13 protein-coding genes, 3 tRNA genes and 1 pseudogene are annotated in these 13709 nt (G+C 34.8%); 10 read left to right on the forward strand and 7 right to left on the reverse strand.

Annotation, left to right across the window (positions count from 1 at the left end; genetic code table 11):
• Nucleotides 1–83: 83 nt before the first annotated feature.
• The 4 genes and pseudogenes from ACHZAX_RS14340 to ACHZAX_RS14355 all read right to left on the reverse strand — a co-directional run bounded on the left by ACHZAX_RS14340 (nucleotide 84) and on the right by ACHZAX_RS14355 (nucleotide 2621).
• Complete coding sequence (locus ACHZAX_RS14340; protein ID WP_394698274.1) at nucleotides 84–1109, reverse strand: FecR family protein; 1026 nt, start codon at nucleotides 1107–1109, stop codon at nucleotides 84–86.
• A gap of 114 nt (nucleotides 1110–1223) precedes the next feature.
• Entirely contained in the window at nucleotides 1224–1817 is a 594-nt protein-coding gene (locus ACHZAX_RS14345) for an RNA polymerase sigma factor (RefSeq protein ID WP_143470845.1), read from the reverse strand.
• 333 nt (nucleotides 1818–2150) lie between these two features.
• Nucleotides 2151–2339: pseudogene (locus ACHZAX_RS14350) on the reverse strand (hypothetical protein); the annotation flags it as partial.
• 198 nt (nucleotides 2340–2537) lie between these two features.
• Nucleotides 2538–2621: transfer RNA gene (locus ACHZAX_RS14355), tRNA-Leu, on the reverse strand.
• Nucleotides 2622–2770: 149 nt separating this feature from the next.
• Here ACHZAX_RS14355 and ACHZAX_RS14360 point away from each other — a divergent pair.
• From ACHZAX_RS14360 to ACHZAX_RS14380, 5 genes are all read left to right on the forward strand, one after another.
• Nucleotides 2771–3319: a hypothetical protein gene (locus tag ACHZAX_RS14360; protein ID WP_101308894.1), complete on the forward strand. Its 549-nt coding sequence runs from the start codon at nucleotides 2771–2773 to the stop codon at nucleotides 3317–3319.
• Nucleotides 3320–3486: 167 nt separating this feature from the next.
• A complete protein-coding gene (locus ACHZAX_RS14365) occupies nucleotides 3487–3933 on the forward strand; it encodes a thioredoxin family protein (RefSeq protein WP_320019625.1) in 447 nt (148 codons plus the stop codon).
• Between the two features lie 3 nt (nucleotides 3934–3936).
• Entirely contained in the window at nucleotides 3937–4995 is a 1059-nt protein-coding gene (locus tag ACHZAX_RS14370) for an FAD:protein FMN transferase (protein ID WP_320019626.1), read from the forward strand.
• Nucleotides 4973–5200 (forward strand): DUF4266 domain-containing protein, encoded by a 228-nt coding sequence (locus ACHZAX_RS14375; protein WP_101308891.1) that lies wholly within the window; start codon nucleotides 4973–4975, stop codon nucleotides 5198–5200. Before ACHZAX_RS14370 ends, ACHZAX_RS14375 begins: the two co-directional genes overlap by 23 nt.
• Nucleotides 5185–6474 carry a DUF3570 domain-containing protein gene (locus ACHZAX_RS14380; RefSeq protein ID WP_101308890.1) on the forward strand — a complete coding sequence of 430 codons (1290 nt, stop codon included), beginning with the start codon at nucleotides 5185–5187 and terminating at the stop codon, nucleotides 6472–6474. The genes ACHZAX_RS14375 and ACHZAX_RS14380 overlap by 16 nt, the downstream gene beginning before the upstream one ends.
• Before the next feature lie 130 nt (nucleotides 6475–6604).
• Here the strand turns inward: ACHZAX_RS14380 and ACHZAX_RS14385 are convergent.
• From ACHZAX_RS14385 to ACHZAX_RS14395, 3 genes are all read right to left on the reverse strand, one after another.
• Nucleotides 6605–6677: transfer RNA gene (locus tag ACHZAX_RS14385), tRNA-Gly, on the reverse strand.
• Nucleotides 6678–6736: 59 nt separating this feature from the next.
• Nucleotides 6737–6809: transfer RNA gene (locus ACHZAX_RS14390), tRNA-Gly, on the reverse strand.
• A gap of 194 nt (nucleotides 6810–7003) precedes the next feature.
• Nucleotides 7004–9217: a S9 family peptidase gene (locus ACHZAX_RS14395; protein WP_320019627.1), complete on the reverse strand. Its 2214-nt coding sequence runs from the start codon at nucleotides 9215–9217 to the stop codon at nucleotides 7004–7006.
• 306 nt (nucleotides 9218–9523) lie between these two features.
• On the opposite strand from ACHZAX_RS14395, the gene thrS reads away from it, so the two are divergent.
• From thrS to dapB, 5 genes are all read left to right on the forward strand, one after another.
• A complete protein-coding gene (thrS, locus tag ACHZAX_RS14400) occupies nucleotides 9524–11476 on the forward strand; it encodes a threonine--tRNA ligase (RefSeq protein WP_320019628.1) in 1953 nt (650 codons plus the stop codon).
• Between the two features lie 21 nt (nucleotides 11477–11497).
• The gene (gene infC, locus ACHZAX_RS14405; RefSeq protein ID WP_101308887.1) at nucleotides 11498–12052 is read left to right on the forward strand and encodes a translation initiation factor IF-3; all 555 of its coding nucleotides are present in this window, start codon (nucleotides 11498–11500) and stop codon (nucleotides 12050–12052) included.
• A gap of 43 nt (nucleotides 12053–12095) precedes the next feature.
• Nucleotides 12096–12284, forward strand: coding sequence for a 50S ribosomal protein L35 (gene rpmI, locus ACHZAX_RS14410; RefSeq protein WP_442358280.1), 189 nt, complete (start codon nucleotides 12096–12098; stop codon nucleotides 12282–12284).
• 93 nt (nucleotides 12285–12377) lie between these two features.
• A complete protein-coding gene (rplT, locus tag ACHZAX_RS14415) occupies nucleotides 12378–12731 on the forward strand; it encodes a 50S ribosomal protein L20 (protein ID WP_101308885.1) in 354 nt (117 codons plus the stop codon).
• 232 nt (nucleotides 12732–12963) lie between these two features.
• Nucleotides 12964–13677, forward strand: coding sequence for a 4-hydroxy-tetrahydrodipicolinate reductase (dapB, locus tag ACHZAX_RS14420; protein ID WP_320019629.1), 714 nt, complete (start codon nucleotides 12964–12966; stop codon nucleotides 13675–13677).
• Nucleotides 13678–13709: the final 32 nt, after the last annotated feature.

Consider the following 13709-nt stretch of genomic DNA (forward strand, 5'->3'; position numbering starts at 1 on the left):
TTAATCGACAGGGCAGGTAGTGCAAATACCTCCCTGTTTTTTTTCATAACATTGTCATAGGCATTTTTTTTGGGTTTTATATTTTAGTTTAACCACATTTCTATTTTCTTTTTTAGGAAAGTGCTGTCTGGTTGTTGTAGTCTTTTGTGTATTTTATACTGTATGGGAGCCACAGTTGATAACATTTTGCAAATATCTTCGAGATTTTCATCTTGAAATGAAGCCCTGAATATTGAGGCTTTCAACGCATCACCATGAAGAATTATTTCCACATTATATCTTCGCTCCAGTCTTTTTGCTATTTCTGCCATAGTAGCATTCTTAAATATCAGCAATCCTTCTTTCCAACTTGTGTAGCTTTTTGCGTCAATACATGATTTAACAAGCTTTTTTGTTGATTTGTTATAGATGAGTTGCTGGTTAGGGTCAAGTTCCCCTTTCACACTTTCATCTTTACCAAGAACAATTACTTTTCCTCTTTCCAAGATAACCCCGGTAGTTATATCATCATCATATGCATTCACATTAAATTGAGTTCCCAATACCTTAACATCAAGATATGGTGTTAGTACCCTAAATCCATCCGAATTGATATGTACAACATCAAACCAAGCTTCACCGGACATTTCAACTTTCCGATTCTGTGCAAAATTGACTGGATATTTAATGGTGGATCCGCTATTCAACCATCCTTGAGTTCCATCCGGCAACTGAAATTTCACTCTGGATCCAATTGGCGAATGAATTTCAGCCCAGGATTCAACCTTTTTAGGAGAATTAATTGAAAAGTAAGATAAAACACCGACAGTAATTAAAGCAGGAATCAATAAAACAACAGCAATTTTTGAGAATACATTGTAAAACGATTGAAAGACAGTTTCTTTTATTTTGCCGGTACTATTTATATGATCATGCAAGCGGTTCAAAATTCCAGCCAGGCGTTCCTTGTTATCCTCAGTCGGTTTAGTTTCATTCCACTCCACCTCCATTTGCTTCTTTAATTCTTCATTACTCTCTTCATTTTTGAAATAAGAGGATATGGATAAATAGTCATTGAATGAATATTTACCCGATAAAAAGCGATTTAATTTTTCCCTATTTGTTTGCATGATATCTATAATGTCCATTTAAGCGAAATATCCACTATCGGAAAAGGTGAAAAAAAAGATAAAAAAAATCAAAAAGACACATACAACACTAAATATCAGTGCATTATGTTTTTATTAAATTGAAACAAAAAAAGCAAAAAAAAGTGCTCCAGCCAATTTTCTTTTTGAAAGTTCTTTTAGAATTTGCTTCTGGGCGGAAGCAAGCTGATTTTCTACGGTATTAGGAGAGATTTCAAGTTCTTCGGCAATTTGTTTAATTGAAAGTCCGTAATACTTTCTTTTGATAAAAATTTCTTTACGCCTTTTCGGTAAAGCATCAATAATTAGCTCTACTTTTTCAAGAAGAAATTTATAATCTATGGTTTTATCCAAATTGTTTTCCTCTTTAAGCAGAGAATAAATCAAATCATCTTTAAAAGCATTATCCTTAGATTTTTTGATGAAGTATTTCTTAATAATATTATAGGCTATTGTGAAAATATAAGCATTAAAAGAATGTTCTGGTTTTAAACCATCTCTTTTATCCCAGATATACAGAAACACTTCCTGTACAACCTCTTCGGCTTCTTCACTTGACTTTAAATATTTAACAGAGAATTTGAATAAACGTGAAGAATACTTTTTAAATAAATCATCAAATGCATTTACATCTCCACTCTTCAATTTTTTCACAGAATGATAATCTATATGTTGAATTGACGAGCTCATGGTTTGCTGATTAATTTTCAATATACCGATTTAAAGATAAAACAAAATCATACAAAACAAGGAAATGTCAACTAAAAAAGAATCATTTTTATTTTTTTAAAAGTATTCTAGCAACTTAATAAAGAATATTGCTCATTTAACTTCTTCCATATTTATGGAATACTTAGATTATGGTTTAAATGTCTTTTGTTTATCAAATATCATCCTTTCAGTCATTGAAATATTTTGTTGTAATACTCCGATTCAAATAGTTTAGAATTGACACTATTCAGGAAAACAAAAATCAAGTTATATTTATCCGGAAGAAACCTGAAGAATATATTTACTATTTCATCACCTGCTTTCCTCAGGAATTACAGATATCTCTCCGACACTTGCCATGGTAGAACTATCAAACACTTCCTTTACAATCAATTTAATATATCTTGCATTTACTTCTTTTGGAAATATGATTCTCCGGACCTTACTTGACCCATCAAAACACTCATCCTTCAGCACCTTTTCCCAAGATTTACCATCGAGACTAGTTTCAAAAAATCTAAATCATCTCAAAAACTACAACATAGACATATTTACAATTAATATGGATTCCTCCATTTCTGCCATGTATATTAGCAATATATCAAAAAAACAATCAAGCTCTCCTCACGAATAGAAAACAAAAAAAGCGCTTAATTCATAAAGAATAAGCGCTTTTGGTGTGGTTTAACAGTAGTAATGTGCCCAGGAAAAGACTCGAACTTTCACGACCATACGGCCACCAGCCCCTCAAGCTGACGCGTCTACCAATTCCGCCACCTGGGCAAGGGTCAGCAAAATTAACAAAAAAGATACAAACGCAAAGCAAAATCAAACATTCATAAAATTTCTAAATAAAATTGATCTGCCATTATTCATTGTTCTTTGGAGATGCAATTCATTTTCTATCTTTGCAGGATATTATTACAGAACACATGGCAGAAAATAAAAAGGATTACTCCTACTTAGATAAGTTGGCAATTCAACCTGAAAAATGGAATGAATTAGACAAAAATGAATTTCAAGTGATGACATTCAGAACCTGTTTTTTATATGGCGAAAGCCAAAATAAAAAGATGATCCCGGTTCTGTTCCAAATGTACGATCACCTTCAGTCGAATACCAGCAGTATTGAAAGAATTAAAATGCTAACTGCTTTAAGTGCTTCCATCCGAAAAAATAAACCAAAAGCAATTATGGCTTTGTTTCCTTTTATTCAAGTTGAAGAAGAAGGAAATGTAATACGAACAGCTAGTCAATTTTTCGTGAACCTATCTGTTATATCCAACAAAGAATATAGCTCCGGAGCCAAGATCTTAATAGAATTAGTAAAAGATGCTCCTTTAGATCGCAACTCAGCCTATATACTTCTTGGCCTTCTGGATATCAACAATGATAAAATTGATAAATTAATTTCTCTCCTTAAATCAGTAATTGGAAACGAGGTTAAAAGCATTTTACACAACAATGGCGTTAGCTTGTAGATGTTTTAAATTCTACCAATAACAACAGCTGCAATCTAAATATGTATCTTTTTGCATCTTTTAACAATTAAGATACATCGCACAAGACATATTTTTCATAGATTTGATTTATTAAAAATAAATACTGAAATTAAAGTATCTATTACCTACAATAAATAATTATTTTTATGAAGATTTTTTTTAAAACATCACTACTGTTTATTTGCTTAACATTTTTCTATGGTGCATCCGTAATGGCACAAAACAATTTGGAAGAAGCCTTACAAAAAGCAAAAATTGAAAATAAAACCATATTCCTTAACTTCTCTGGTTCGGATTGGTGCAGATCCTGTATTCTGCTAAAAAAAACAATTTTAAATACAGATGAATTCAAAAAATTTGCAGAAAAAAATTTAATCATTCTAGATGTAGACTTCCCTCGATTGAAGAAAAATAAATTATCGAAAGAGCAAACTGCTGTTAATGAATCTTTAGCAGCCAACTACAATTCAAAAGGGCAATTCCCAACCGTCATTCTTATGAATTCGGATGCTAAAATTATCGGGAAAACCGGATACAAAAATGTATCACCAGAAGAATACATTGATCACATCCAATCTCTTATTGCACAGTAAAGTATGAAACAATTTGGCATTTTACTGCTTCTGCTGACAGGAGTCTTGCTTTCAGCTTCAGCACAAAATAATAAATCGTATACCGAAGTATTGTTACTGATGGGATCGCGTTTTGAAATGACAGCTGTAACAAGTGATGAAAATCAAGCCAGACTGGCCATAAAAACAGGTATTGATGAAATTAAACGAATTGAGCTCTTAATCTCATCATGGGATGCAAATTCGCAAACAAGTAAAATAATTGCTAATGCCGGAATCGAACCTGTTGTGGTAGATCAGGAGCTTTTTAATTTGATTCGTCGGTCGATTAAAATTTCTAATCTTACCCACGGTGCTTTTGATATTAGCTACGCCTCAATGGATAAAATATGGAAATTTGACGGCAGTATGAAAAGCATGCCCGATTCACTATCCGTTGCAGCTTCAGTCTCAAAAATAAATTACAAAAACATTATTCTTGATGAAGAAAAACACAGCGTATTCCTAAAAAAAGCCGGAATGAAAATAGGCTTTGGAGCCATAGGTAAAGGATATGCTGCAAATAAGGCTCTTGAATTGATGGCGAAAATGAATTTGGATGGCGCACTTGTAAATGCATCAGGAGATTTAATCAGCTGGGGAAAAGACGAAGGTGGTAAAGATTGGAAAATTGGCATTACAAATCCAAAAAACAAAAACCAGATTTATTCCTGGTTGACAATTGGAGAAACGGCCGTTGTAACATCAGGAAACTATGAAAAGTTTGTTGAATTCAATGGTATAAAATACAGTCATATTATCGATCCGAGAACAGGTTATCCTGTAAAAGGCTTAAGCAGTGTTACGGTAATTTGTCCCAATGCAGAACTGGCTGATGCCCTGGCAACTTCTGTTTTTGTTTTAGGAAAGGACAATGGACTCGAATTAATCAATCGGCTAAATGGTATTGAGTGCATTTTAGTGACTGATGATCAAAAGCTGATTACTTCAAACAATCTAAAACTGGAATATCAGAACGACAACAAAAAAAATAATTATCAAATACAAATTGGAGAAACCAATGAAAAACAAAAGGAAAATTAACTTAGTCATCATGGGTTTATTTGCGATGATTGCAATGAACAGCTGTGTTTCAGTAGCAGCTTATCAAAAAACCTATTTAAATGATGAAGAAATGGCACTTCAGGCCAAAAAACTTGAAGTTTACGAATCAAACTTCCAGGCTTACCGCGAAGGTGCGGCAGGAGCCAATGGAGGAAAATCAGGAGGAGGATGCGGATGCAACTAAAAATTATTTTATCCCTAACATTGCTATTATCAGTAGTATTTGCAGTAAATGCCCAAACAGATAAAAACAGCATCGACGACAAACAAGAAGACAGTCGTAAAAAAGTAAAATCATCGGAAGATTACAAAGAAACCGAAGTGGATTTCCTGCTTAACTACTATGAGCAGGACGGCGATCATTCTCCTGTTACCGGCGGACAAGGCACTGAAGAACTAACCAATGTTGCTCCAAGCTTTGTGGTTCACATTCCTGTTGATTCCTTATCAAGCCTGGATTTAAATTTTGGTATTGATATCTATTCATCTGCTTCAACAGATAATATCGATTACCTTCAAACACACAAAACATCTGCTTCAAGCAAAGATGCAAGAGCTCATATTAATGCATCTTATTCTCACACTTTAGCTAATTCGGGCAATGCTTACAGCGTTCTAGCCGGATTCTCGCAGGAGTTTGATGTTAGCTCATATCATGCAGGTGGTTCATACACCATCAATTCTAAAGATCAGAACAGATCTCTTACCATTGATGGATTGTATATGAGCGATAAATGGAAATTACTTTACCCTGTTGAAACAAGAGGAACTTCAAAGGCGAATCTTAAAGATGATGTCCGCAATACTCTTAAATTTGGTTTATCATACTCGCAAGTGATTAATAAGCGCTCACAGGCCTTATTTTCAATGGAAATAGTTTCACAAAGCGGACTGTTATCAACTCCTTTTCACCGGGTATTTTTTGATGATACGCCCAATTATCCCAATACTCTGGCAGAACTAACTCAATACAGCAATGTTGAGAAATTAGATGATAGCAGAATAAAAATTCCAATCTCGGTAAGATGGAACTACTATTTAAGCGATTTTATCCGATTGAAAACCTTCTATCGATACTATTCTGATTCATGGGGAATTTCTGCTCACACGGCAAGCATAGAACTTCCAATGACGGTAAGTCCATCGTTTATTGTTTCGCCGTTTTTTAGATACCACAATCAAACTGCTGCCGATGATTTCTATAAGTTCGGACAAGCCAGCGCATCAAACACTCCAGAATTTTATACTTCGGATTACGATTTATCGGATTTTAACAGCTATAAAGTTGGTGTTGGCTTTCAATATTCGCCGGTTATGGGAATTTGCAATTTTAAATCTCCTCTACGGAAAAATAAAACAGGTCAATTAAAAAGAATTGGATTACGAACCGCCTACTATGACCGAAGTGATGGTTTAAATGCCTGGTTAGTTAGTTTGGATTTTGGATTCACATTCTAACAACTGATATATTATCTAATAGTGAATGGACTGCTTTTATGGTAGTCCATTTTTTTTGATTCAAAAATACCATCCAAATTATAAGACACAAAAAAACTGTTCCATATTATTGATGAAACAGTTTTAACTGAGCGAGAAACGAGACTCGAACTCGCGACCCCAACCTTGGCAAGGTTGTGCTCTACCAACTGAGCTATTCTCGCATTTCCCTTTTAACAAAACCCTGATTACTGAACAAAAGGATAAACTTCAATAATCATCGAGCGAGAAACGAGACTCGAACTCGCGACCCCAACCTTGGCAAGGTTGTGCTCTACCAACTGAGCTATTCTCGCATATTGATAAGAACCTTTATTCTTAACATCAGCGTTGCAAATATAGATATTCCAATGCTTTTGACAAGAGGTTTTCAAAAAAAATGTCGAAAAAAAAATACAAACACAGCTAAAAATCTGACTATTTGAGCAAAAGAAAAGAGGAAATCATCAAAAACAATTTCCTCTCTCCAATTCATTCGCCGCTTTACTGACTATAAATTAACTTTTAAAAACTTATTGAATCGATTATACAAATGCAATCTTGTTTTCCCACCATATATGCTATGATTCCTATTGGTATACACCTGCATTTCAAATTGTTTATCTGCCTGCACCAAACGTTCAGTTAACTCATAAGTATTCTGAATATGAACATTATCATCTGCCGTTCCGTGGCAAAGCAAGAGTGATCCTTTCAATTTATCAACATGATTAATTGGTGAATTATCATCGTATCCTTTGGCATTTTCCTGAGGTGTTCTCATAAATCTCTCGGTATATACCGAATCGTAATACCTCCAGTTCGTTACCGGCGCAACGGCAATTGCAGCAGCAAATACTTCACTTCCCTTCTCTAAACAAAGAGTAGACATAAAGCCACCATAACTCCATCCCCAAATAGCAATTCTATTTTCATCTATAAAACTTTCCTTAGCCAAACTGCGGGCTGCAGATATCTGATCATCTGATTCCAACCTTCCCAATTGCATATAGGTGCATTTTCTAAATAATTGTCCTCGGGCACCAGTACCTCTAGGGTCAACACAAACAACAACATATCCTTCCTGAGCTAAATACTGGTACCAATCAAAGCTCCATGAATTAAGAACACTTTGCGAGTTCGGCCCACTGTATTGTGTCATTACTACAGGATATTTTTTCGATGGATCAAAATTAAACGGCTTTATCATCCATGCATTCAGCATTGTCATTCCATCAGCTGCCGGAAGCATTGTGAATTCTTTTGGCGAATATTGATATTCCTTTAATTTGGCAACCAACTCATCGTTGCTTTCCAATACCCGAATCATTTTACTTTTACTATTAAATAAACTAACAGTATTTGGCTGAGTAACACTTGAAAAATAATTGATATAATATTTAAATCCGTTACTAAATACGGTATTATTAGTTCCTTTCTCAGGAGTTAGTAATTTCTTTGCTGTTCCATTTAATTTTACGGAATAAACATTTCTATCCATTGGCGATACTTCGGCAGATTGATAGTAGCAAACCTGATTTTTTTCATCAAAGCCCAAAAAATCGGTTACATCCCAATCTCCGTTTGTAATTTGCTGTACCGATTTACCCGTCGCCATATCATACAAATACAAATGATTGAAGCCATCCTTCTCGTCCAAATAAATAAAATGCTTTCCATCATTCAAATAGGTTAAATGATCAAAATTTCCTTCCTCTATATAATACTTATTCTCTTGTGTATACATTACATTCGAACTACCGGTTCTAGCATTAGCAAGCAACAGTTCCAATTTATTCTGATGACGATTCAATCTGTAAATACTTAGCATTTTAGGATCCTGAGTCCATTTAATGCGGGGAATGTACTGATCCTTCTCCTCACCCACATCCATTCTTTTCGTAATTCGGTCTTCAATATTATAAACAAACACCTCAACCGTTGAATTCTTCTCTCCTGCTTTTGGGTATTTATAAGTATAATTTTCCGGATACAAAGCATTCTCTTTTATCTGTGGATATAAACCTTCGAATTTGTTCATATTGAACATCTTCACATCGCCTTCATTAAATTTCATATAAGCAAGAAACTCACTGTCCGGAGACCAGGCGAATGCTCTGTTAAATTCAAATTCCTCTTCATAAACCCAGTCAGGTGTTCCGTTTTGTATCTTATTCCATTCCCCATCCTTTGTGATTCTAATTTCAGAACCAAATAAAACATTATGAATAAACAGATTATTATTACGAACAAAAGCAATCCGATTGCCATTCGGCGAAAAAGTAGCCAAACGCTGCTTTCCATTCTTCGACAAAGGAACCAACTCTCTGTTTTTAAAAGAGAACACAAAATAATCAGCAGTAAAAGAACGTCGGTATATGCGCTCCGGATTTGTCATTAACAGAATACGGCTTTCATCAGCACTAAACTCATATTCATTAATGCTTTTTATTTCCACATCTTTTATTTGATTCAAATTCAACAAGGTATCTACAACCTCGCCCGTGGCATAACTGTATTTCACAATTTTAGTACCACCTTCTTCTAATGTTGTGTAATGAATACCATCTTTCATCGATAGTAATCCTTGAACAGATTTCTGACTAAAAGTGCCGTTAAGCATCAAATCCTCCATGCTTATCTTCTGATTTTCAGTCTGTGAAAAAGACAAAAAACCAAAGCACATAAGGATGCAGAAAGTAAATATCTGTCGACTTATCTTCATAATTTTAAATTTTAGTATCGGTTGTTTATTAATCTCTCAAAGATTCCACTTTTTTACAGAAAAGAAAAATTACTACTTGATAATTATTCGTTACCACGCATCATTTGTTAGATTTCACTAATTGTCATTCATCCTTATCGGATAAAAAAACAACTCCGCTTCCAACTGTTAAGAATAAAACCGTAAAAATTTTCAGACATGATTCTTACAATACACAAATATTGGCAAGTAAATTCAGCTGAAAATTAGGGAGAAAGTTATATCTTTGTGGATTGAATAAAAAAAACGAATTTTTAAAATTATATAATGATCAAAATTACATTTCCGGATAATTCTGTAAAAGAGTTTGAAGCAGGGATTTCTGGCCTTGGTATTGCCAGAAGTCTAAGTAACAGCCTTGCCAAAGAAGTTTTATCTATAACTGTAAATAATGAAATTTGGGATATCTCTCGTCCAATAAACGAAGACTCAAACATTAAATTACATACTTGGGATGATGCTGAAGGTAAGTATGCGTTTTGGCATAGCTCAGCTCACCTTATGGCAGAAGCGTTGGAAGCATTATATCCTGGAGTGAAATTTGGTATTGGTCCGGCTATCGAAATGGGCTTTTATTACGATGTCGATTTAGGAAACGGAATGGTTCTTTCCGATAAAGATCTTCCTAAAATTGAACAAAAAATGCTCGAACTTGCTCGAAACAAGAGTGAATATCAGCGTACAGATGTTACCAAGGAAGAAGCTATTTCGTTTTTTAAAGAAAAAAACGAAGAATACAAACTGGAATTAATCAATGACCTGGAAGACGGCACCATAAGTTTCTATAAACAAGGAAATTTTACTGACTTGTGCAGAGGACCACACTTGCCTAACACCAGCTATATTAAGGCCATCAAATTAAACTCTATTGCCGGAGCTTACTGGAGAGGTGATGAAAAACGCCCGCAGCTTACACGTGTTTACGGAATTACTTTTCCTAAAAAGAAATTCCTTGATGAATACGTGATAATGATGGAAGAAGCCAAAAAACGTGACCACAGAAAACTTGGGAAAGAAATGGAATTATTCACTTTCTCTCAAAATGTGGGTCAGGGAATGCCATTGTGGTTACCAAAAGGTGCACAGTTACGGGAAAGTTTAGAAACTTTCTTGAAACGCGTGCAGAAAAAATTTGGATACGAGCAGGTTATTACTCCTCATATTGGAAACATAAACTTGTATAAAACGTCAGGTCATTACGAAAAATACGGTGAAGATTCATTTCAGGCAATTCAAACTCCTCAGGAAGGAGAAGAATATTTGCTAAAACCAATGAACTGCCCGCATCATTGCGAAATTTACAAGTTCAAACCACGTTCATACAAGGATCTGCCTGTTAGATATGCTGAATTTGGTACTGTATATCGCTACGAACAAAGTGGAGAATTGCACGGCTTGACCCGTGTTAGAAGTTTCACACAAGATGATGCTCACTTGTTCTGTACACCAGATCAATTGAAAGATGAATTCAAGAAGGTTATCGATATCATTTTCATTATCTTTAAAGCACTAAACTTTACAGACTACACTGCTCAGATATCTTTACGCGATAAAGTAAACCGTGAAAAGTATATTGGTAGTGACGAGAATTGGGATAAAGCAGAACAGGCTATTATCGAAGCTGCTGAAGAAAAAGGCTTAAATACAGTTGTTGAATATGGCGAAGCTGCTTTTTATGGTCCGAAACTCGATTTCATGATTAAAGATGCAATCGGCCGTAAATGGCAGTTGGGAACCATACAGGTTGATTACAACTTACCGGAACGTTTCGAGTTAGAATATGTTGGCAGCGATAATCAGAAACATCGCCCGATCATGATTCACAGAGCTCCATTTGGTTCTATGGAACGATTTGTTGCCGTTTTACTGGAACATACCGGTGGTAAATTCCCTTTATGGCTAACACCTGAACAGGTTGTAATTATGCCAATTAGCGAAAAATATAACGATTATGCCGAAAAAGTTTTAAATTCGTTAAATAATTCCGATATTCGCGCCGTATTAGATGACCGCAACGAGAAAATTGGTCGGAAAATCCGTGACAGTGAGTTGAAAAAGACCCCATATCTTATAATTGTAGGCGAAAAGGAAGCGACCGAAGGTACAGTTTCTGTTCGCAGACAAGGAGAAGGAGATTTGGGCTCTCAAAGCATTCAGGAATTTACAGATTTTATAAATAAAGAAGTAGAAGATCAACTATCTTCTATTGAACAATATTAACTTAATTAGGAGGACCTAGACATAGCTGGATTTCAACATAAAAACAACAGGGGGCCAAGAAAACCTCAAGAAGCTCTACACAAAATTAATAAATTAATTAGGGCACGTAGCGTTCGCGTTGTTGGAGAGAACGTAGAACCAGGAGTTTATTCTATTGCTGAAGCATTAAAATTTGCTGAAGATCAAGGATTAGACTTAATTGAAATTTCACCAAATGCCGATCCACCAGTCTGTAAGATTTCTGATTACCAAAAGTATCTTTATCAGCAGAAAAAGAAACAAAAGGAATTGAAGGCTAAAGCGGTTAAAGTTGTAGTGAAAGAAATTCGTTTCGGACCAAACACCGACGAACATGATTACAATTTTAAACTAAAGCATGCCGAAAAATTCTTAACTGAAGGTTCGAAGGTAAAAGCTTATGTTTTCTTTAAAGGCCGGTCAATCCTTTTTAAAGACAAAGGTGAGATTCTTTTATTAAAATTTGCTCAGGATCTTGAAGAGCTTGGTAAAGTTGAACAACTGCCAAGATTAGAAGGAAAACGTATGACCATGTTTTTAACACCAAAGAAAAAGTAAAGTAATTTATATATAATCAATAATTAGTTGTACAATGCCTAAGATGAAAACAAATAGCAGTGCAAAGAAAAGATTTACTTTGACTGCATCTGGAAAAATCAAAAGAAAGCACGCTTTTAAAAGTCATATTTTGACTAAAAAGAGCACCAAAAGAAAGAGAAATCTTACTTATTTTGGTTCTGTAAATAAAGCAGACCAGAAAAACGTTAAGTTAATGCTTAACATGTTGTAAAAATCAGTATTTGATTTTTAAAGTTTATTAACCGGGTGATTTAGCAAAAAAAGAGTCCTTAAATGGAACGCTAACATTCTAAAAACAGAAACAATGCCTAGATCAGTAAATTCTGTAGCTTCAAGAGCTAGAAGAAAAAAGATTTTAAAAGAAACCAGAGGTAACTTTGGAGCAAGAGCTAACGTTTGGACGGTAGCAAAAAACACATGGGAAAAAGGTATGCAGTATGCATATCGTGATAGAAAAAAGAAGAAATCAAACTTCAGAGCATTGTGGATTCAGCGTATTAATGCTGCTGCCAGACTAGAAGGTTTGTCATATTCACAATTGATTGGTTTGATGCATAAAGCTAACATCGAAATTAACCGTAAGGTTTTAGCTGATTTAGCAATGAATCATCCTGAAGCATTTAAAGCTGTTGTTGGAAAAGCACAAACAGCTAAATAATATTATAAATTATTTACTTTAGAACGGGATTGTTTTGTACAATCCCGTTTTTTTTTGTTTATCTCCTAAATCCAAATGCTTAATGGGGTCTTTATACTGATTATCGAAAAAGCATTTTCAAATGGCACAATAATCCACTCTTGGTAGTTTAATATGCCTTGGATTTATTATTTTTGAAATCATTAAACAGGAGTAATACTATTAACCATACAAGCTCCTAAAAAAACCACACATGAGAATAGCACTTATTGGCTACGGAAAAATGGGCAAGGAAATTGAACAAATTGCACAAAGCCGAGGCCATCAAATAGGATTAATCATTGATCAGGAAAATCAAGCAGATTTACATGCTGAGAACCTTAAAAATATTGATGTTGCAATTGAATTTACAAATCCTGATTCAGCCTTTGGCAACTATCAAATTTGCTTTGAAGCAAGTGTACCAGTTGTGTCAGGCACAACAGGATGGCTGGATAAAATAGATTTAATTAAAGAAAAATGTCAGTTAGGAAGTGGTTTTTTCTATGCCTCTAATTTTAGTTTAGGAGTAAATCTTTTCTTCGAACTTAATAAAAAACTAGCGGCACTAATGGCGCCTTTCAGCGAATATAATGCTGACATGGAAGAAATTCATCATATTCACAAGTTAGATTCGCCAAGCGGAACGGCAATTACTTTAGCTGAGGGTATTATTGAAAATCATCCAAAAAAAACAAAATGGATTGAAGCCGCAAGTATGAAGGAAGATGAACTTAGCATATTTGCTAAACGACATGGTTCAGTTCCTGGCACACACTCTATCACCTGGCACTCTGAAGTCGATGAGATCAGCATTCAACATTTGGCTTATAGCAGAAAAGGCTTTGCTCTTGGTGCTGTGTTAGCCGCAGAATTCATGCCTGAAAAGAAAGGTTTTTTTGGTATGAAAGATCTTTTAAAACTATAGTTCAGCACAACAGCTGGAATAAAAAGAAATTA

This window comes from Labilibaculum manganireducens (assembly GCF_963665805.2).
GTDB lineage: Bacteria > Bacteroidota > Bacteroidia > Bacteroidales > Marinifilaceae > Labilibaculum > Labilibaculum manganireducens.